Genomic DNA, 19,295 nt, shown 5'->3' with positions numbered 1-19,295 from the left:
ACCGGTTGGTTTTTCCAGGTTTAGAGTCTCATGTGGACTCTAAACCATTTTGTTGTTATGATTGTTTAGGTTCAAAAAAAATAATAGATGTCTTCATATAATTCAAACAATAGAATAAGCTTTGCATCGATAAAGAATCAGCTGGAATACCCTGATTTTCTTGAAGTGCAATTAAAGTCTTTCAAGGACTTTTTTCAATTAGGTACCACGCCTGAGAACAGAAAGAATGAAGGCCTTTACACGGTTTTCAAGGAGAATTTTCCTATTACTGATACTCGGAACAACTTTGTTTTGGAATTTTTGGACTATTTTATAGATCCGCCTCGCTACACTATCGAGGAGTGTCTGGGTCAGGGATTGACTTATGGCGCACCCTTGAAGGCGAAACTGAAGTTGTACTGTACAGATCCGGAACATGAAGATTTTGATACCGTTATCGAGGATGTATATTTAGGAAATGTTCCTTACATGACCCCGAAAGGTACTTTCGTGATCAATGGAGCAGAGCGAGTGGTCGTTTCTCAGTTACACAGGTCTCCCGGTGTTTTCTTCGGGCAGAGTATTCATGCGAATGGTACGAAGCTTTATTCCGCTAGAATTATTCCGTTCAAGGGTTCCTGGATCGAGTTTGCCACGGACATCAATAACGTGATGTACGCGTATATCGACCGGAAGAAAAAATTACCGGTAACTACTCTTTTACGAGCTATCGGTTTTGAAACGGATAAGGATATTCTTGAAATATTCGGTCTGGCTGATGAAGTGAATGTTTCCCGTACGGGGTTGAAGAAAGTCGTTGGTAGACGGTTGGCTGCTCGTGTTTTGAAATCTTGGATTGAAGATTTCGTTGATGAAGATACCGGTGAAGTTGTTTCTATCGAGCGTAACGAGATTATCGTTGACCGTGAAACAGTACTGGAGCCTGAGCATATTGATGCGATTGTCGAGTCAGGTGCGAAGACGATCCTTCTTCACAAGGAGATGCAAAATCTGGCAGATTATGCCATTATATATAACACGTTACAAAAAGACCCCTGTAACTCGGAGAAAGAGGCTGTATTACATATTTACAGGCAATTGCGTAGTTCGGAGCCGCCTGACGAGGCTACTGCCCGCGATGTGATCGACAAGTTGTTCTTCTCTGATAAACGTTACGATTTGGGTGACGTGGGACGTTACAAGTTAAACAAGAAATTGGGACTTGCAACAGATCCGGATATCCGTGTCTTGACGAAAGAGGATATTATCGAGATCATCAAATATTTGATTCGCTTGTTGAACGCTAAGACTGACGTGGACGATATTGATCACTTGAGTAATCGTCGTGTACGTACTGTCGGTGAACAATTATATAATCAATTCGGAGTGGGATTGGCCCGTATGGCCCGTACGATTCGTGAAAGAATGAACGTGCGTGACAACGAGGTATTCACCCCGGTTGATTTGATCAACTCGAAGATTTTGTCTTCCGTGATCAATTCGTTCTTCGGAACGAATGCGTTATCTCAGTTCATGGATCAGACGAATCCATTGGCCGAGATTACTCACAAGAGACGTATGTCAGCCTTGGGACCCGGTGGTCTTTCCAGAGATCGTGCCGGATTCGAGGTGCGTGACGTACACTATACTCACTATGGTCGTTTGTGTCCGATCGAGACGCCGGAGGGACCGAATATCGGTTTGATTTCTTCTCTTTGCGTGTACGCTAAGATCAACGATCTAGGATTTATCGAAACTCCTTACCGTAAGGTGAATAATGGTATCGTGGATCTTTCCGAGGAAGGGGTACGCTACTATTCGGCAGAGGAAGAGGAGGAATTGGTGATTGCCCAGGCAAGCTCTGCGATCGATGAAGATGGCAAGTTTACGAATAAATGGGTAAAAGCCAGAAAAGATGCGGACTTCCCGTTGGCAGCCGGAGAGGATGTCGATTTGATTGATGTTGCCCCGAACCAGATTGCTTCTATCGCGGCTTCTTTGATCCCGTTCTTGGAGCATGACGATGCCAACCGTGCGTTGATGGGATCGAACATGATGCGTCAGGCAGTTCCGATTATTTCCCCGCAATCCCCGATCGTGGGAACCGGTTTGGAGGCCAATTTGATCAAGGATTCCAGAACACAGGTTGTTGCAGAGGGCCCGGGAGTGATCGCTTTTGTTGACGGACGCAAAATTGTTGTTAAATATGACCGTACGGAAGAAGAGGCTTTTGTAAGCTTTGAACCCGATACGAAAGAATATTACCTGCCGAAATACCAACGTACAAACCAGAGTACGACGATCACGTTGAAACCGATCGTGAGAAAAGGTCAACGTGTGGAAGAAGGGCAGATATTGACGGAAGGATACTCTTCAGAAAAGGGAGAATTGGCACTCGGACGGAACTTGAAAGTGGCATTCATGCCGTGGAAAGGATACAACTACGAGGATGCTATCGTGATCTCCGAGAATATCGTGCGGAATGATGTCTTTACATCTGTTCACGTGGACGAGTATTCTCTGGAAGTTCGTGAAACGAAACGTGGATTGGAAGAGTTGACGGCTGATATTCCAAACGTAAGTGAGGAGGCCACGAAGGATTTGGATGAAAACGGAATCATTCGCGTGGGGGCTCGTGTTCAACCGGGAGATATCCTGATTGGTAAGATTACCCCGAAAGGAGAGTCTGATCCTAGTCCGGAGGAAAAATTGCTGAGAGCAATCTTCGGTGATAAAGCCGGTGATGTGAAAGATGCTTCATTGAAAGCTTCTCCTTCATTGAAAGGTGTTATTATTGATAAGAAGTTGTTCCAGCGTACGGTAAGTGATCGGAAAACGAAAGCTGCCGGCAAGAACATTTTGGCCGAACTGGATGAACAATTCCAACGTAAAGTCGGAGATTTGACTACTTTATTGATCGACAAATTATTCGAGTTGGTAAATGGTAAGACTTCGCAAGGCGTGAAGAATTACTTGAACGAGGATATTGTTCCGAAGGGAGTGAAGTTCTCTTACAAGATGTTGCAGAACATGGACTTCTTGCAAATCAACCCGAACAAGTGGACGACCGATAAGCAAAGAAATGATATGATCCGTGACTTGTTGCATAATTATATCATCAAGTACAAGGAGATCGAAGGACAAATTAAACGTAAGAAGTATAACGCTACCGTCGGTGACGAGCTTCCTTCCGGAATTATCAAGATGGCTAAGGTTTACGTGGCTAAGAAACGTAAATTGCAAATCGGTGATAAGATGGCAGGACGTCACGGTAACAAGGGTATTGTATCCCGCGTGGTAAGGGTAGAGGATATGCCGTTCTTGTCTGACGGAACTCCGGTTGATATTTGTTTGAATCCGCTGGGTGTGCCTTCCCGTATGAACTTGGGACAGGTATTCGAAACCGTGTTGGGTTGGGCCGGAAAGAATTTGGGATTGAAGTTTGCAACTCCTATTTTTGATGGTGCCTCTTTGGACGATATCAACAAATACACGGACGAGGCAGGTGTGCCTAGATTCGGAACCACCTATCTGTATGATGGAGGAACGGGAGAACGTTTCGACCAGCCGGCAACCGTGGGTGTGATCTACATGCTGAAACTGGGACACATGGTTGATGACAAGATGCATGCTCGTTCTATCGGACCCTACTCGTTGATCACGCAGCAACCTCTTGGAGGTAAAGCTCAGTTCGGAGGTCAGCGTTTCGGAGAGATGGAGGTTTGGGCTCTTGAGGCTTTCGGAGCATCACACATCTTGCAGGAAATCTTGACCGTGAAGTCTGACGACGTGATGGGTAGAACCAAAACTTACGAGCATATCGTGAAAGGTGAACCTCTTCCGACACCCGGAATTCCGGAATCATTCAACGTGTTGTTGCATGAACTTCGTGGGTTGGGATTGAGCGTTAATCTTATATAATGCAAAATTGAAAATGGAAAATTGAAAATGGAGAACCGGAAGAATTAATTTTCAATTCTCAATTTTCAATTTTCAATTAACAGATAAAATATGGCCTTCAGAAAAGACAATAAAGTAAAAAATTTTACTAAAATCGCTATTGGATTGGCTTCCCCGGAAGAAATTCTGGAACGGTCCAGTGGTGCTGTATTAAAACCGGAGACGATTAACTATCGTACTTACAAACCCGAACGCGACGGTTTGTTCTGCGAACGTATCTTCGGTCCGGTGAAGGATTATGAATGTCATTGCGGTAAATATAAACGTATTCGTTATAAGGGTATCGTTTGTGACCGTTGTGGTGTTGAGGTTACGGAGAAGAAGGTTAGACGTGAGCGTATGGGACATATCCAGTTGGTGGTTCCGGTGGCTCATATCTGGTATTTCAAGTCGTTACCAAATAAAATCGGTTACTTGTTAGGGTTACCTTCCAAGAAACTGGATACCGTTATTTACTACGAGAGATACGTGGTTGTAAACCCGGGTATCATGGGGGATTCCGGTATCAAAACGATGGATTTCCTGACGGAAGAAGAGTATTTGGATATTCTGGATAAGCTTCCGACGGATAATCAATATCTGGATGATGATGATCCAAACAAGTTTATTGCCAAGATGGGAGCGGAAGCTATTTCCATGTTGTTGGAACGTTTGAATTTGGATGATCTTTCATACGATTTAAGAAATAAAGCAAACACGGAGACTTCTCAACAGAGAAAGAACGAGGCGTTGAAACGTCTCCAAGTCGTAGAGGCTTTCCGTGAAAGTAAAGAAATTAATAAGCCGGAATGGATGATCGTGAAGGTGTTGTCTGTGATACCGCCTGAATTGCGTCCGTTGGTTCCGTTGGACGGAGGTCGTTTTGCTACTTCCGATTTGAACGATTTGTATAGACGGGTGATTATCCGTAATAATCGTTTGAAGAGATTGATCGAAATCAAGGCTCCGGATGTAATCTTGCGTAATGAAAAACGTATGTTACAGGAGGCCGTAGATTCATTATTCGATAATTCTCGTAAATCCAACGCGGTTAAGATTGAAAATAACAGACCGTTAAAGTCTCTTTCCGACAGTTTGAAAGGTAAACAAGGGCGTTTCCGTCAGAACTTGTTAGGTAAGCGTGTTGACTACTCTGCACGTTCGGTAATCGTTGTAGGTCCGGACTTGAAGATGCACGAGTGTGGTCTTCCGAAAGATATGGCGGCTGAATTGTATATGCCGTTTATTATCCGTAAGCTGATCGAGCGCGGTATCGTGAAGACGGTGAAGAGTGCCAAGAAGATCGTGGATCGTCGTGATCCGATCGTTTGGGATATTCTTGAAAACGTGTTGAAAGGTCACCCGGTATTGTTAAACCGTGCCCCGACCCTGCACCGTTTGGGTATTCAGGCATTCCAACCGAAATTGATCGAGGGTAAGGCAATCCGTTTGCACCCGTTGGCTTGTACCGGATTCAACGCCGACTTCGACGGTGACCAGATGGCCGTACACTTACCATTAGGTAATGAGGCCGTGCTGGAAGCTCAGATTTTAATGTTGTGTTCTCATAACATTTTGAACCCAGCTAACGGTGCGCCTATCACTGTGCCTTCTCAGGATATGGTACTCGGTTTGTACTATATCACGAAACCGAGAAAGGGCGTGAAGGGTGAAGGATTGAAGTTCTATTCTCCAGAGGAAGTGATTATCGCTTTCAACGAGAGAGCCGTAGACTTGCATGCTGAAATCGAGGTGAAGATTGATAACGTGGACAAGGACGGTCAACCGATCAGGCATATGATCAAAACAACGGTTGGTCGTGTGATTTTGAACCAGTTCACCCCGAAAAATTATCCTTATATCAATACGTTGATTACGAAAAAAGCGTTGCGTGACATTATCGGTGACGTGTTCAAACGTTGCGGTGTGGACGTGACGGCTAAATTCTTGGATGATATTAAGGATTTGGGTTATCGTAAGGCATTTGAGGGAGGTTTGTCTTTCAACTTGGGAGACGTTATCGTTCCGGAGAACAAACAAGATTTGTTACAAGAAGGATATGACCAAGTTGAAGAGGTAATGGCGAACTATAACATGGGATTCATTACCAATAATGAAAGATATAACCAGATTATTGATATTTGGACACACGTGAATGCGAACCTGACCGCCACGTTGATGAAACAATTGGCTGCGGACGACCAAGGATTCAATTCTATCTACATGATGTTGGATTCCGGAGCCCGTGGATCTCGTGAGCAGATTCGTCAGTTGGGAGGTATGCGTGGATTGATGGCAAAACCGCAGAAATCAGGTGCTACCGGGGGACAGATTATCGAGAACCCGATCTTGGCAAACTTTAAAGAGGGACTTTCGGTGTTGGAGTACTTTATTTCAACCCACGGAGCCCGTAAAGGTTTGGCCGATACCGCATTGAAGACTGCAGATGCCGGATATTTGACTCGTCGGTTGGTTGACGTGGCTAACGATATCACGATTACCGAGGAAGATTGCGGTACGTTGAGAGGTATTACCATTTCGGCTATCAAGAATAACGAGGAGATCGTGTCTTCTTTGTCAGAGAGAATTTTAGGACGTGTTTCCGTGCATGATATTTATCATCCGAATACGGGTGAATTGATCGTAGCTTCAGGAGATGAGATCACGGAGGTAGTTGCCGATATTATCGAGAACTCCCCGATCGAGCGTGTTGAAGTTCGTTCTGTATTGACTTGCGAGGCGAAGAAGGGCGTTTGTGCTAAATGTTACGGGCGTAACTTGGCTACCAGCCGCATGGTTGAGAAAGGTGAGGCTGTCGGGGTTATCGCTGCACAGTCTATCGGTGAGCCGGGTACTCAGTTGACATTGAGAACCTTCCACGTGGGAGGTACTGCGGGAAATATTTCCAGCGAAAACTCTTTGAAAGCGAAGTATGATGGTTATGTTGAGTATGAAGAATTACGTTCTGTTGAGTACACGCAAGATAACGGAACGACCTGTGACGTGGTTGTAGGACGTTTGACGGAGTTGCGTATATTGGATAAGAACACGAATATTATATTGATTTCTCATGCTATCCCTTACGGTGCTAAATTGTTCGTGAAGGATGGACAGGAGATCAGCAAGGGTGAATTGCTTTGCGAATGGGACCCGTTCAATGCTTTGATCATTACCGAATTCTCCGGTACGGTTGGGTTGGAAAACTTGATCGAGGGTGAAACCTATAAGGAAGAATCCGATGAAACCACCGGATTTAGGGAGATGATCATTATCGAGTTCCGTGACAAGATGAAAGCGCCTGCTTTGTGTATCAATGATGCGGAAGGAAACACGGTGAAGAGTTACAACTTGCCGGTAGGCGCCCACATTGTAGTGAAGGAAGGAGCTGAGGTTGTTGCCGGTAGTACCATTGCCAAGATTCCGAGAGCTGTTGGTAAAGCAGGCGATATCACGGGAGGTCTTCCGCGTGTTACCGAGTTGTTCGAGGCTCGTAACCCGTCGAATCCGGCCGTTGTATCGGAAATTGACGGTGAGGTAACTTACGGTAAGATCAAACGCGGTAATCGTGAAATTATCGTGACATCAAAAGCCGGAGAGGTGAAGAAATATCTGGTTTCTTTATCAAAACAGATTTTGGTGCAGGAGAACGATTATGTACGTGCTGGAACCCCGCTATCTGACGGTGCAATTACCCCGACTGATATTTTGAATATCGAGGGACCGATTAAGGTTCAGGAGTATATCGTGAACGAGGTACAGGATGTATACCGGATGCAGGGTGTGAAGATCAACGATAAGCATTTCGAGATCATTGTACACCAGATGATGCGTAAGGTATTGATCCAAGATGCCGGAGATACGAGATTCTTAGAGAATCAAGTGGTGGATAAGAGTGAGTTCATGGAAGAAAACGATGCAATTTACGGTAAGAAGGTCGTACTGGAAGCCGGGGATTCGGATCGGGTGAAACCGGGACAGATTATCTCTGTACGTATGTTGAGAGATATTAACTCACAATTGAAACGTAGAGACTTGAAAGTGGTAGAGGCTAGAGATGCTGTACCCGCAACTTCTGCTCAGGTATTACAGGGTATTACCCGTGCTGCATTGCAGACGGCAAGCTTTATTTCTGCCGCATCATTCCAGGAAACCACGAAAGTATTGAATGAAGCTGCAATTTATGGTAAAGTCGATCCATTGGAAGGCTTGAAAGAAAACGTGATTTGCGGTCACTTGATACCGGTGGGAACAGGTATGAAAGAATTTAGAAGTCTGATTGTAGGTTCTAAGGCTGACCTCGAAAGGATGGAAAAATAAAGAATAGATAGAGGCGCCGCAAGGTGCCTTTATTGTTTGTATAAGCTATTAACCAAGGACTATTATGGAAGAGAAAAAACAACAATTTGATATTGAATTAAATCGAGATGTCGCACAAGGAACTTATTCGAATCTGTCAATTATTTCTCATTCTTCCTCCGAGTTTATTATTGACTTTATCCGTATTATGCCGGGGATGCCCAAGGCTGAAGTGAAAAGCCGTATTATTTTGACCCCGGAACACGCGAAACGTTTGTTACTGGCATTACAAGATAATGTTCGGAGATTCGAGATTGATTTCGGGAAAATCAATTTACCGGAAGGCGGCCCTATGGCTCCCATGTTCCCGGTGGATTTGGAACCGCAGGGACAAGCTTGATAATTTTAGATTTTAGATTGTGTGATAAAAATCTAAAATCTAAAATTTGAAATTTTAGAGCCATTTTTTTCTTTTGAAGTAGAGGAGCATGGTGATGGTGATGACCACCATGATGCCCCAGAGGATAAAATAGGCGTAGTGGTGTTTTAGTTCTGGGATATATTCGAAGTTCATTCCGTAGATACCGGCGATGAAAGTAAGTGGGATGAAAATGGTTGAAAAGATTGTCAACACTTTCATAACATCATTTTGTCGGTTTCCAATATTAGTTTGATAGAGATTTATTTGATCGGAGACCATGGAATAGTATATCTCGATGGCTTCTTGGGCTTGTACAACCAGATCGTCCAAATCATGTAAATAAGTGTACGTGTTTTGGTTTATCAAGGGTGAATCACAATTTGTGAAACGAGTTGTGACTTCTTTGAACGGGCGTACATTTTTTCGGATGTATGAAAGTTCTGTTTTATAGTGGTAAAGGTCTTCTACGACTTTAACGTCCGCCTCTAAAATTGTTTTACCGCGTTCTTCTATGGCAGCTCCTAGTATTTCCAGGTTAATGATGTAGCTATCTACCAGCGTATCCAGTAGTGCATAACAGAGATAATCCGTTCCGAAAGAGCGTATGCGGGTTTTCCCGTCGTATAGGCGTTTTTTTACATCCTTGAAATAATTGGCATCTGTCTCCTGAATGGTGATCAGGTAATGGGAACCGACAATAAAAGAGAGTTGTTCCATGTGAACAATCCCGTCGTCTTTACCGAAATAGAAGGATTTGGCAATAATATATAAATGGTCGGATTCTTCACTGAACCGGGGGCGTTGATCCGTGTTTAGAATGTCTTCCAGAAACAAGGAAGATATATCGAAAGCCTTTCCCATGTCTGCAATTAGTTTCGTGTTTTGCAGACCGGAAATGTTGATCCAGGTCATGTGGTCGTTGGATACTACATTTACAATGTTTTCCATGGTTTCGGGAAAGAACTCTTTAATTCCTTCTGAAGTGTATTGAATCACCTGAATGGAGTTTTTCGTCATTTTTTGTTTGCCGATGAAAATCAGGGAGCCGGGTGCGGCTCCTTGTGATTTCGTGCGGTCTTTGAGGAAACGGGCCATGTGCGTGCGAATTAAAAGTTAAAAACTAAAAGATAAAAGTTAATAACTAAAAGGTAAAAGTTATTTCGAGTCCGAGTCTGCCGGTTCTATTTTCAGTTTTATAGGGTTAGAACTGTCACCCCAGGTTAGTGTACGGTACGGGAAGGGGAATTCCACGTTTTTAGCGTCAAATACTTTTTTCAGACGACGGCGATATTCCCGGCCAACTGCCCATTGTTGCATGGGTTTTGTCTTGATAACAAGGCGAATGACCACGGCACTATCGGCAAAGTCGTTTACCCCACTGATGGCCACAGGTTCGAGCATCATTTCTTTGTAAACAGGGTCATTGAACATTTCGTCTCCGACTTGTTGCATGAGCATGACGGCATTATCCGTGTCTTCCTTGTAACCGATCCCGATTTGCAGGACAATGGCAGACCATTCTTTGGTCATATTGGAGAGCGTGTCTATTTTCCCGTTTTGGAAAATGTGTACGGTACCAGAACTATCTCGTAGAGTAACGGTTCTTAATTCTATTTTTTCAACCAATCCTTCCGTTCCGTTAATTACCGCCCAGTCTCCGGTGCGTAGCTGATCTTCCAGTAGAATAAAGAAACCGGATATGAAATCCCTGACTAATTCCTGGGCTCCGAAACCGACGGCTAACCCGACAATTCCGGCACTGGCCAGAATAGGGGCTATGTTGATATTGAATTTCCCGAGTAGGATTAGCAAAAAGATTACCCATAAGAAGATTCTTCCGATGCCATATATGATTCCTGTGAGTGTGTTAATTCGTTTTTCTGCCTCGTTGTTGTCAATATTTTCAGCTTTGTAGGCTTTGTTGATAGCGAGCTTTTTCATTTTTCGGGTTGTGAATCGTAAGGCTCGGAGTAATGAAACGAATAAAATAATAAGAATCACGATTGATGGAAGTTGAATAACACACCAAGTAATTAGTTTTGTCAGCATTTCATTCCAGAATGTTGCCGTGAAGACGGCTGGAATCTGCTGAGATTCTTTCGTGTTCCAAAATACGACAATCCCGTCGATCTTTGCACTGTCCGGGATATTTTTTGCTATGATTTGGTTCGTGTTGTTGTCCCACCATGAATCATCCAAAGTTGCTTTGTTGATTAAGAAACTGGTGCTGACTTTCGGAACGGAAACAACAATCTCTCCCGAGGCAGGAAGATAGTCGATGTTGTGATAAGCATCCCGTATTTGTCCCAGGTTGGAGTTTAGGCCGATTCCTTCCGGTGTTTTGAATGACGTGTCCCGGATGATGATGCGATTAATGAATGAACTGGTATCTCCGGCAACTTCCGGAGTCGCCGTGAATAATAGTTTCCCGTTTGCATCATACACATTATAGTCATCAAATTCCTGATTGAAGAACCCACCTTTGTTTTTGGTGAGTTTGATTTGTTTCGCTGGGAATATAGAGTAGAGCTGATGGATGTTCGTACCTCTTGCAATTGTTCCTACATGGGTAGAACTGATGGTGTAAGGATTTCGTGAATCATCCGGATTATCAATGAAATCGGTGATAGATGATTTCTTTCCACAACTTATCAGTACAAGTAGCAGGCAGAGTAGAATCAAATGTTTTTTCATAGTAAGTGTATTTTAAATAACTTATAGCCGTGTAGGTGTTTACTTGATAAAATTATACAAAACTTATTATCTATACAATTTAAAGACTGATTTTGTTCCATATTGAAAGAGATTTTATCGCTGGAATTTTCAATCGTAACAAGAAAGTAACCGAAAAACGACGGAAAAAGATGTGTTGTTTAGAATTGTTTTATTTTATTTGTGTCGAAAAATATGTTTTTTGACATGCTCTGACTTGATTGTCAAGGCAATATCTGAAAAGAAAAAAATACTGATACAAACTTGTTTAGATATTTCTATTGGCTACCTTTACGCATGTTTTACAACATAAAATTTGCGTGATATTATAGAATATAATTTATAATTTAATATTTAAGAACAAGTAACTAAGTCATGAGTGAAAAGACAGAAGTTATCGACAAAAAAGACATTGTAATTCGTTTCTCGGGAGATTCGGGAGATGGAATGCAATTGACCGGCCAGCAATTCTCGGATGCTGCTGCTTTATTTGGAAACGGTGTATCAACGTTTCCGGATTATCCTGCTGAAATACGCGCCCCGCAAGGTACGGTTGGTGGTGTTTCCGGGTTCCAAGTACATATTGGGAATGATCCCATTAAAACTCCGGGTGATTTTGCAGACGTGCTCGTGGCGATGAATCCTGCCGCTTTAAAGGCTAACTTGCGTTGGGCAAAAAAAGGTGCAACGATTATCGTGAACTTGGATGCATTTACAGACAAGAACATTGAAAAGGCCGGGTATAAAGAAAACCCGCTGGAAGATGTAGTCTTGCAAGATTATAACGTGGTCCCCGTGAAAATCACGACTTTAACGGAAGAGGCTTTGAAAGACAGTGGTCTGGATCAGAAGTCTATCGTTAAATGTAAGAATATGTTCGCTCTTGGTATGATTTACTGGATGTTCGACCGTACGGTGGATCACACGAGAGATTTTATTAACCAGAAGTTTGCCAAGAAACCGGAGATTGCAAGTGCTAACGTGAAAGTGTTGGAAAGTGGTTTTAACTATGCTTCTAACGTTCATGCTTTGGCTGTACACTTCAACGTGGCTCCCGCTCAGATCGAGAAAGGACGTTACCGGACGATTACCGGTAATAAGGCTACGGCATGGGGATTCTTAGCTGCTGCTGAAAAAGCGAATTTACCTTTGTTCTGCGGTTCTTATCCTATCACTCCGGCAACTGATATTTTACAAGAGTTGGCGTTGAGACGTGATTTAGGCGTGAAGACCTATCAGGCAGAGGACGAGATTGCTGGAATTTGTACTTCTATCGGTGCAAGTTACGTGGGTAATCTGGCCATCACGACAACTTCAGGTCCCGGTTTGGCCTTGAAGAGCGAGGCTGCCGGTTTAGCCGTAATGGCGGAGTTACCATTGGTAATTGTTGACGTACAACGTGGTGGTCCTTCAACCGGTCTTCCCACGAAAACGGAACAATCCGACTTGTTGCAGGCTCTTTACGGACGTAATGGTGAAAGCCCTATGCCTGTTGTAGCTGCAAGTACCCCGGGTAACTGTTTCGACTATGCTTTCTGGGCTGCTAAAATAGCTGTAGAACACATGACTCCGGTTGTCCTGTTGACAGACGGGTTCTTGGGTAATGGCGCTCAACCGTGGAAGATTCCTTCATTGAAAGATTATCCTTCTATTACCCCGAGAGTGGCTAAAGAAGGTGATGATTATAAACCGTATGCACGTGATCCGGAGACTTTGGCCAGAATGTGGGCTTTACCGGGAACGAAAGGTTTGGAACACCGTATCGGTGGTTTGGAGAAGGTAAATGTAACGGGAGAGATTAGTTACGTGCCGGAAAACCATCAAATTATGACGGATTTACGTGATGCTAAGGTGGCTAAGATCGCTGACAGTATTCCTCAACAGGAGATTTTCGGAAATCAAGATGGTGGAGATGTTCTTGTTGTTGGATGGGGTGGTACTTACGGTCACTTGTACTCGGTCGTTCGTGAATTGAGAGAAGAAGGTAAAGACGTGAGCTTGGCTCATTTCAACTTTATCAACCCGCTTCCGAAGAACACGGATGAGGTTCTTGGTAAATTCAAGAAGATTATCGTTTGCGAGTTGAACTTGGGACAGTTTGCACAGTATTTGAGAGCTAAATTCCCGCATTACACGTATTATCAATATAACAAAGTGGCCGGATTACCTTTCACGGTAGTTGAGCTGAAAGAAAAAATAACCGAATTATTAGGAAAATAATCATGGCAGAACAATATACACCGAAAGATTTTAAGAGCAACCAGGAAATTCGTTGGTGTCCGGGTTGCGGTGACCATGGTATCATTAACTCCGTACAGAAAGCCATGGCTGAATTGGGGTACCCGAAAGAATCGTGGGCAGTTATTTCCGGAATCGGATGTTCTTCCCGTTTCCCCTATTACATGAATACTTATGGTTTTCATACGATTCATGGGCGGGCTGCTGCTATCGCATCCGGGGCTAAAAGTGCTAATCCGAAATTGAATGTCCTTCAAGTTTCCGGTGACGGTGACGCTTTGGCTATTGGTGGTAACCACTTTATTCATGCTATTCGTCGTAATATCGATATTACCACTTTGGTGTTCAATAACGAGATCTACGGGCTAACGAAAGGACAATATTCTCCGACCACGAAGTTGGGTACGAAAACTAAAACTTCTCCTTACGGGACAATCGAAACTCCGTTTAACCCGGGAGAGTTGGTAATCGGTGCGCAAGGAAGATTCTTCGCTCGTACGTTGGATATGAATATCAACTTGAGTGCAGAAGTTATCGAGGCCGGTGTGCGTCATAAAGGTACTGCTGTCGTGGAAATTCTTCAGAATTGCGTGATCTTTGCTGACGGAGTTCACTCTGCTATCACGGATAAAGAGATGAAGGAAGAGCGTCAATTGATCTTGAGACATGGCGAACCGATGGTTTTCGGAAAGAACAAGGATAAAGGTATCATGTTTGATATGAAGGCCGGTAAGTTGAAAGTTGTTGAGATCGGTAAGGATGGTATCACGTTGGATGATATTATGGTACATGATGCTCACAGCGAAAATCCTTCTATGCATTGGATGCTGGTACACATGAAGGCTCCGGAATATCCCGTGGCTTTAGGTGTGATCCGTGACGTGGAAGGTACGACTTATAATGATGCATTGGATGCCCAGATTGAGAACGTGAAGGCAAAATCTTCTATCCATTGTGTTGAAGATTTATTGAACAGCGGAGACGTTTGGGAAGTAAAATAATGGTTTTTAATATGTAGAAAAGTCCGAGTTTAAAGCTCGGACTTTTTTGTTTTGTTTATTTGGAATGGGGCATGGATGCAATTCCCCAACGGGTATTAGGGGTAGAATCCATTTGTAGTTTCAAGTGTCCGCCGTTTATAATTTCCCGCCGATAGAACCAGCAATCTTCTAACGGTTGCCCGTTGAGTGTTGCGGACTGCACGTAATAATGATCGGGAGCATTGTTTTCTGTTTCAATCACGAGTGTTTTACCGGAATAGTACCGGGGATCGAGTTTGATCGTGATTTTGTGGAATTTAGGACTACCGATTTGGTAAGAAGGGGTGATGTTGGTTCCTCCCTGCACGTCGAATAAGCCCATGGCAGCCATGACATACCAGGCTCCCAATTGTCCTTGGTCTTCGTCCTGTCCGTAGCCGTAACCGTGTTCCGGTGTGGTACCGTAGAACTCATCACAGATTAACCGGGTGTATAGTTGTGTCAACCACGGTTTGCCGGAATAGTTGAATAGCCAAGCATCGTGTAGGCAGGGTTGATTTCCTTGATTGTATAATTTCTCGACACCGGAAAAACTATCAATCTCTTTTCCTCCACCAAACTGTGTTTTCCGGGATTCGATAAATGTTTTTTCCAGTCTTTCGTTGAAAAGATCGATTCCCATGAGGTTTATCAAACCTTGGATGTCATGGGGAACATACCAGGTGTATTGTGCGGCATTTCCTTCTTGGAATCCTTTCCAACCTTTCAGAGGGTCGAAGTCTTTCATGAAACTGCCATCCATTTCACGGGGACGCATATATTTTGTTTCCGGGTCGAATAGATTTTTATAGGCGTACGAGTACTGTATAAGGGTATTGTAGGCGGCTGTTTTCCCGAGAGCTTTGGCCATTTGTGCCGCCGCGTAACAACTGAAGGCGTATTCCAGCGTGTGGGATGCCCCGAAGTTGCAGACCCAGTTATTGGGATACAGATAATCTTTCAAAGGAACAAAGCCTTGTTTGATAAAGTATTCATTGTCGTATTTCCCGTTCCCCATATCCCGTCCTTTGTATTCTAGTTCGTTTTTACAGATGGCACTCCAGGCTGTTTCTATGTTGAAATCACGAATTCCGGCTTGATAGGCGGCACATATGATTAATCCTTGGAAATTGGTTTGTACTCCGTTCGTGTATACTCCGGCAGCCTCCCCGTCGTGTAACCAACCGGAGTTTTTGAAAAAGTCCAGATTTGATTTTATGTAGCTGGAATATATTTCAGGATAGGCTAATGTCCATATTTGGGTGAGGTTCCAGAAACCGCCCCACATCCCGTCAGTATTGTGATGGGAATAGAGGGGAATTCCGTTTTTGTCCAGAGGGATCTGGCCGATCGTTTTATCATGTCGAATGTATTGTCCGTTTATGTCATTGGCAATTCCCCTGCCGAGTAGGGCATGGTAGAGCCCGGTATAAAATTTGGTTTTATCTTCCGGGGTTCCGCCTTCTACTTGGATGCGACCGAGCATTTCATTCCAGGTTTGACGGGCGGCATTTTTCACGTCATTGAAACTTTTGTCGGCAACTTCTGTATCTCGGTTGTTACGTGCGTTTTCAATGCTGGTATAGGATAGACCGACTTGCATTTGTATCTGTTCATGCGCTTTTGTCGGGAAGGTGAGATATAGCCCGCATCCGGGACCTTTTACCGTGTTGGAGTTTTCTTGTACCTTCTCGTCAATAAATGTTCCTATTGTTTGTGGTTGCTTGTCCAGTTTGGCAGCAAAGTAGATTTTTATTTTCCCGTCCGGCTGGCAGAATGTGGCATAAATCGGGTAGTTTTCCACCCATCCGGTCACTTCGTTAGTTTCCGGATGATACGTGACTTCTGCATCCGTGATGGTGGCACTTTCTCCTTGTTTGTGTCCGATGTCAAATAGTATTCTTGACGTGGCGGATTGGGGAAAGGTATAGCGGTGAAAACCCGTCCGGGTGGTTGCCGTGATTTCTGCTTTGATATTGTAATCCGAGAGGGTTACGGCGTAATAACCGGGAGTGGAAACTTCTGTTGTCTTGTCTATGCGTGAACGATACCCGGAATCCGGATCTTCTAATGTGCCCGGTAAGGTTTTTAGTTCCCCGGTGGTGGGAATCGTTACAACGCCCCCGATTTGGAACTCGTGAAAATGGGCGAATCCTTCAATGGAAGAATGTCGATCATCATATCCACAGGGTAACCAGCTACCATAGCTACCGTAGGCATTCGTGGTCGGGGCCAGTTTGGCCATTCCCATGGGGAGTGCGGCCGGGGTATAGAAAAACCAACGGCCATGTACCGAGCCGATTTGCGGATCTACCCAATCTACCGGTTGTTTCTTTCCCGGGGAAGATTGGCACGAGTAAAAAACTAGAATTAATAAACATAGGCTAAAGAGACGGGTTGTAGTTTGCATCTTATTTTTAGGTTAAGGTGATTTCGCTGACAAATTTATCTTTTTTTACTTCTTTATTCATTAAAAAAGAATAAATTTGTAATGTAAAGAGTAGAAACCCGGCTAAAATATTCCTTTTATGTTGAATCTGAATATACTAAGTGTTACATTACCATTAACGAATCCCGTGTTAATCTTTTCTGTAATTCTTTTTATTATTCTGTTTGCCCCGCTTGTATTACATCGTTTTAAGATTCCGGATATTGTCGGTCTGATTATTGCCGGTGCTTTGATCGGGCCTTACGGCTTGCATATCATGGATCGGGATAGTAGTATCGTGTTGTTCGGGACAGTGGGTTTATTGTATATCATGTTCGTGGCAGGGCTGGAAATTGATATGGCGGATTTTAAAAAGAATAGTAAACGGAGTTTGATATTCGGTCTTTACACGTTCTTTATCCCGATGATTTTGGGAACATTTGCCGGGGTTTATTTATTGGATTTCTCTTATCCTACTTCCATTTTATTGGCGAGTATGTTTGCCTCTCACACGTTGGTGACTTATCCGATCGTGAGTAAATATGGAATCACAAAGAATCGGGCGGTCAACGTGACGATTGGCGGGACCGTGGTGACTTGTTTGCTGGCCTTGCTCGTGTTGGCGGTTATCGTGGGAATGTCCACGGGAGAGTTGACTCAAGGGTTCTGGATACGTTTGGGTGTATCAACGCTCGTGTTTGCTTTTATCGTGCTTTGGGGATTTCCTTTTGTTGGACGCTGGTATTTCAAACGATATGATGATCGCGTGGGGCAGTTTATATTTGTTCTGGGCCTTGTTTTCTTTGCCTCTTTCTTGGCAGAGGCGGCAGGGTTGGAGGCTATTATCGGGGCATTCTTGGCGGGATTGGCATTAAATCGTTTGATTCCGAATACGTCGGCATTGATGAACCGGATTGAGTTCGTGGGGAATGCTTTGTTTATTCCGTTTTTCCTGATCGGGGTCGGAATGTTGGTGAATTTTCACGTGTTTTTGTATGATTTGACCACGATATGGGTGGCTGTTATCATGTGTGTGGTGGCAACCGTATCGAAGTTTATCCCGGCTTGGCTGGCACAAAAAAACTTCCGGTTTACAGCTTCTGAAAGGACATTGATTTTTGGATTGAGTAATGCTCAGGCGGCGGCTACTTTGGCGGCAGTTCTGGTGGGGTATAACGTTATTTTGGGGACAACTCCGGAAGGAGAACCGATTCGTTTACTGAATGAAAGCGTGTTGAATGGTACGATCGTGATGATTTTGGTGACCTGTATTATTGCCTCTTTTGCCACGCAAAAAGGAGCGCAGGAGGTGGCTTTGGCCGAGTTTGCAGAAGATGAGAGCGTGGATAGTGAAGAAGTAGAAGATCGCATTTTGATTCCATTGAGTAATATCGAGAATGTGGAGGAGTTGGTTAGTTTGGCTGTAACGATTAAATCCAAAAAGGCGAAAGCCGTGATGACAGCTTTGAACGTGATTCAAGCGGACGAGGGAGACAGTATGGCGGAGAAGAAAGCGAATCTGTTACTGGAAAAGGCAACGAAAGCTGCTGCGGCAACAGATAACGAGTTGGTGACATCCTTGCGTTATGATGAGGATATTGTAAATGGTATCAAAAATGCCACGAAAGAGCATAAGATAACTGATATAGTACTGGGACTTCGCAAAGAAGGGGTCATTTCTGATACCTTTTTGGGGAACCTGACAGATCGGGTGTTATCAAAATGTGCCACGACTACATTAGTTTACCGTCCGGCACAGCCTTTATCCACGATAAAACGTTACGTTGTGGTGGTACCGTTCCGGGCAGAGAGAGAAATCGGTTTCCCTTACTGGGTAATTCGGGTGTGGAATATGGCTAAGAATTCAAATAGTAAGATCGTGTTTTATGCCGATACTGCCGTGTTGAATGTGTTACAGGATATACATGCCAAACATCATATCGAGGTCGAGTTTAATGAATTCAATAATTGGGATGATTTTCTGATCATATCCCGTGATATAAAAGAAAATGATGCTTTGATGATCGTGATGAGTAGAAGGAATTACCCCTCTTATTTGAGAAATATGACGATGATCCCGACTTATTTGAACAAGTATTTCTGTAAAAATAGTTGTATTTTGGTTTATCCGATGCAGATAGGTATTGGCGAACAGGAGTTAGGTGCGTTAAAGAGTATACCTCATGCAGATTCTCATGACAGCCTGGATGATCTGGCGGATGTCCTGAGAGGGTTGTTCAAGAGAAATAAATGATTTAATTCG

At 43.7% G+C, this 19,295-nt stretch carries 9 protein-coding genes; 6 read left to right on the top strand and 3 right to left on the bottom strand.

Features of this window, described 5'->3' with window-relative positions; translation table 11 throughout:
* The first annotated feature begins 87 nt into the window (after positions 1–87).
* From rpoB to I2I33_RS11850, 3 genes are all read left to right on the top strand, one after another.
* Entirely contained in the window at positions 88–3,900 is a 3,813-nt protein-coding gene (rpoB, locus tag I2I33_RS11860) for a DNA-directed RNA polymerase subunit beta (RefSeq protein WP_087420804.1), read from the top strand.
* A 90-nt stretch (positions 3,901–3,990) separates the two neighbouring features.
* Positions 3,991–8,235: a DNA-directed RNA polymerase subunit beta' gene (rpoC, locus tag I2I33_RS11855; protein ID WP_087420805.1), complete on the top strand. Its 4,245-nt coding sequence runs from the start codon at positions 3,991–3,993 to the stop codon at positions 8,233–8,235.
* A gap of 64 nt (positions 8,236–8,299) precedes the next feature.
* Positions 8,300–8,614, top strand: coding sequence for a DUF3467 domain-containing protein (locus I2I33_RS11850; RefSeq protein WP_087420806.1), 315 nt, complete (start codon positions 8,300–8,302; stop codon positions 8,612–8,614).
* A gap of 54 nt (positions 8,615–8,668) precedes the next feature.
* On the opposite strand, the gene corA is transcribed toward I2I33_RS11850, so the two are convergent.
* Both corA and I2I33_RS20315 read right to left on the bottom strand, forming a co-directional pair.
* Entirely contained in the window at positions 8,669–9,730 is a 1,062-nt protein-coding gene (corA, locus tag I2I33_RS11845) for a magnesium/cobalt transporter CorA (protein ID WP_087420807.1), read from the bottom strand.
* 60 nt (positions 9,731–9,790) lie between these two features.
* Entirely contained in the window at positions 9,791–11,329 is a 1,539-nt protein-coding gene (locus I2I33_RS20315) for a mechanosensitive ion channel family protein (RefSeq protein WP_204247536.1), read from the bottom strand.
* A gap of 393 nt (positions 11,330–11,722) precedes the next feature.
* On the opposite strand from I2I33_RS20315, the gene I2I33_RS11835 reads away from it, so the two are divergent.
* Both I2I33_RS11835 and I2I33_RS11830 read left to right on the top strand, forming a co-directional pair.
* Positions 11,723–13,567, top strand: coding sequence for a 2-oxoacid:acceptor oxidoreductase subunit alpha (locus tag I2I33_RS11835; RefSeq protein ID WP_087420808.1), 1,845 nt, complete (start codon positions 11,723–11,725; stop codon positions 13,565–13,567).
* Positions 13,568–13,569: 2 nt separating this feature from the next.
* Positions 13,570–14,586 carry a 2-oxoacid:ferredoxin oxidoreductase subunit beta gene (locus tag I2I33_RS11830; protein ID WP_087420809.1) on the top strand — a complete coding sequence of 339 codons (1,017 nt, stop codon included), beginning with the start codon at positions 13,570–13,572 and terminating at the stop codon, positions 14,584–14,586.
* A 55-nt stretch (positions 14,587–14,641) separates the two neighbouring features.
* Here I2I33_RS11830 and I2I33_RS11825 read toward each other — a convergent pair whose 3' ends face one another.
* Positions 14,642–17,014, bottom strand: coding sequence for a GH92 family glycosyl hydrolase (locus tag I2I33_RS11825; protein ID WP_087420810.1), 2,373 nt, complete (start codon positions 17,012–17,014; stop codon positions 14,642–14,644).
* Positions 17,015–17,132: 118 nt separating this feature from the next.
* Here I2I33_RS11825 and I2I33_RS11820 point away from each other — a divergent pair, with 118 nt between their 5' ends.
* Positions 17,133–19,286 (top strand): cation:proton antiporter, encoded by a 2,154-nt coding sequence (locus I2I33_RS11820; protein ID WP_087420811.1) that lies wholly within the window; start codon positions 17,133–17,135, stop codon positions 19,284–19,286.
* Positions 19,287–19,295: the final 9 nt, after the last annotated feature.

This window comes from Butyricimonas sp. BSD2780061689_150309_C8 (assembly GCF_015560935.1).
Taxonomy (GTDB): Bacteria; Bacteroidota; Bacteroidia; order Bacteroidales; family Marinifilaceae; genus Butyricimonas; species Butyricimonas paravirosa.
This window is presented reverse-complemented; position numbering and strand designations above follow the sequence as displayed.

Bases quoted from the DNA above. Each gene is read 5' to 3' on its own strand.
- rpoB (WP_087420804.1), top strand. From the start codon at position 88: ATGTCTTCATATAATTCAAACAATAGAATAAGCTTTGCATCGATAAAG.
- rpoC (WP_087420805.1), top strand. From the start codon at position 3,991: ATGGCCTTCAGAAAAGACAATAAAGTAAAAAATTTTACTAAAATCGCT.
- I2I33_RS11850 (WP_087420806.1), top strand. From the start codon at position 8,300: ATGGAAGAGAAAAAACAACAATTTGATATTGAATTAAATCGAGATGTC.
- corA (WP_087420807.1), bottom strand. From the start codon at position 9,730: ATGGCCCGTTTCCTCAAAGACCGCACGAAATCACAAGGAGCCGCACCC.
- I2I33_RS20315 (WP_204247536.1), bottom strand. From the start codon at position 11,329: ATGAAAAAACATTTGATTCTACTCTGCCTGCTACTTGTACTGATAAGT.
- I2I33_RS11835 (WP_087420808.1), top strand. From the start codon at position 11,723: ATGAGTGAAAAGACAGAAGTTATCGACAAAAAAGACATTGTAATTCGT.
- I2I33_RS11830 (WP_087420809.1), top strand. From the start codon at position 13,570: ATGGCAGAACAATATACACCGAAAGATTTTAAGAGCAACCAGGAAATT.
- I2I33_RS11825 (WP_087420810.1), bottom strand. From the start codon at position 17,014: ATGCAAACTACAACCCGTCTCTTTAGCCTATGTTTATTAATTCTAGTT.
- I2I33_RS11820 (WP_087420811.1), top strand. From the start codon at position 17,133: ATGTTGAATCTGAATATACTAAGTGTTACATTACCATTAACGAATCCC.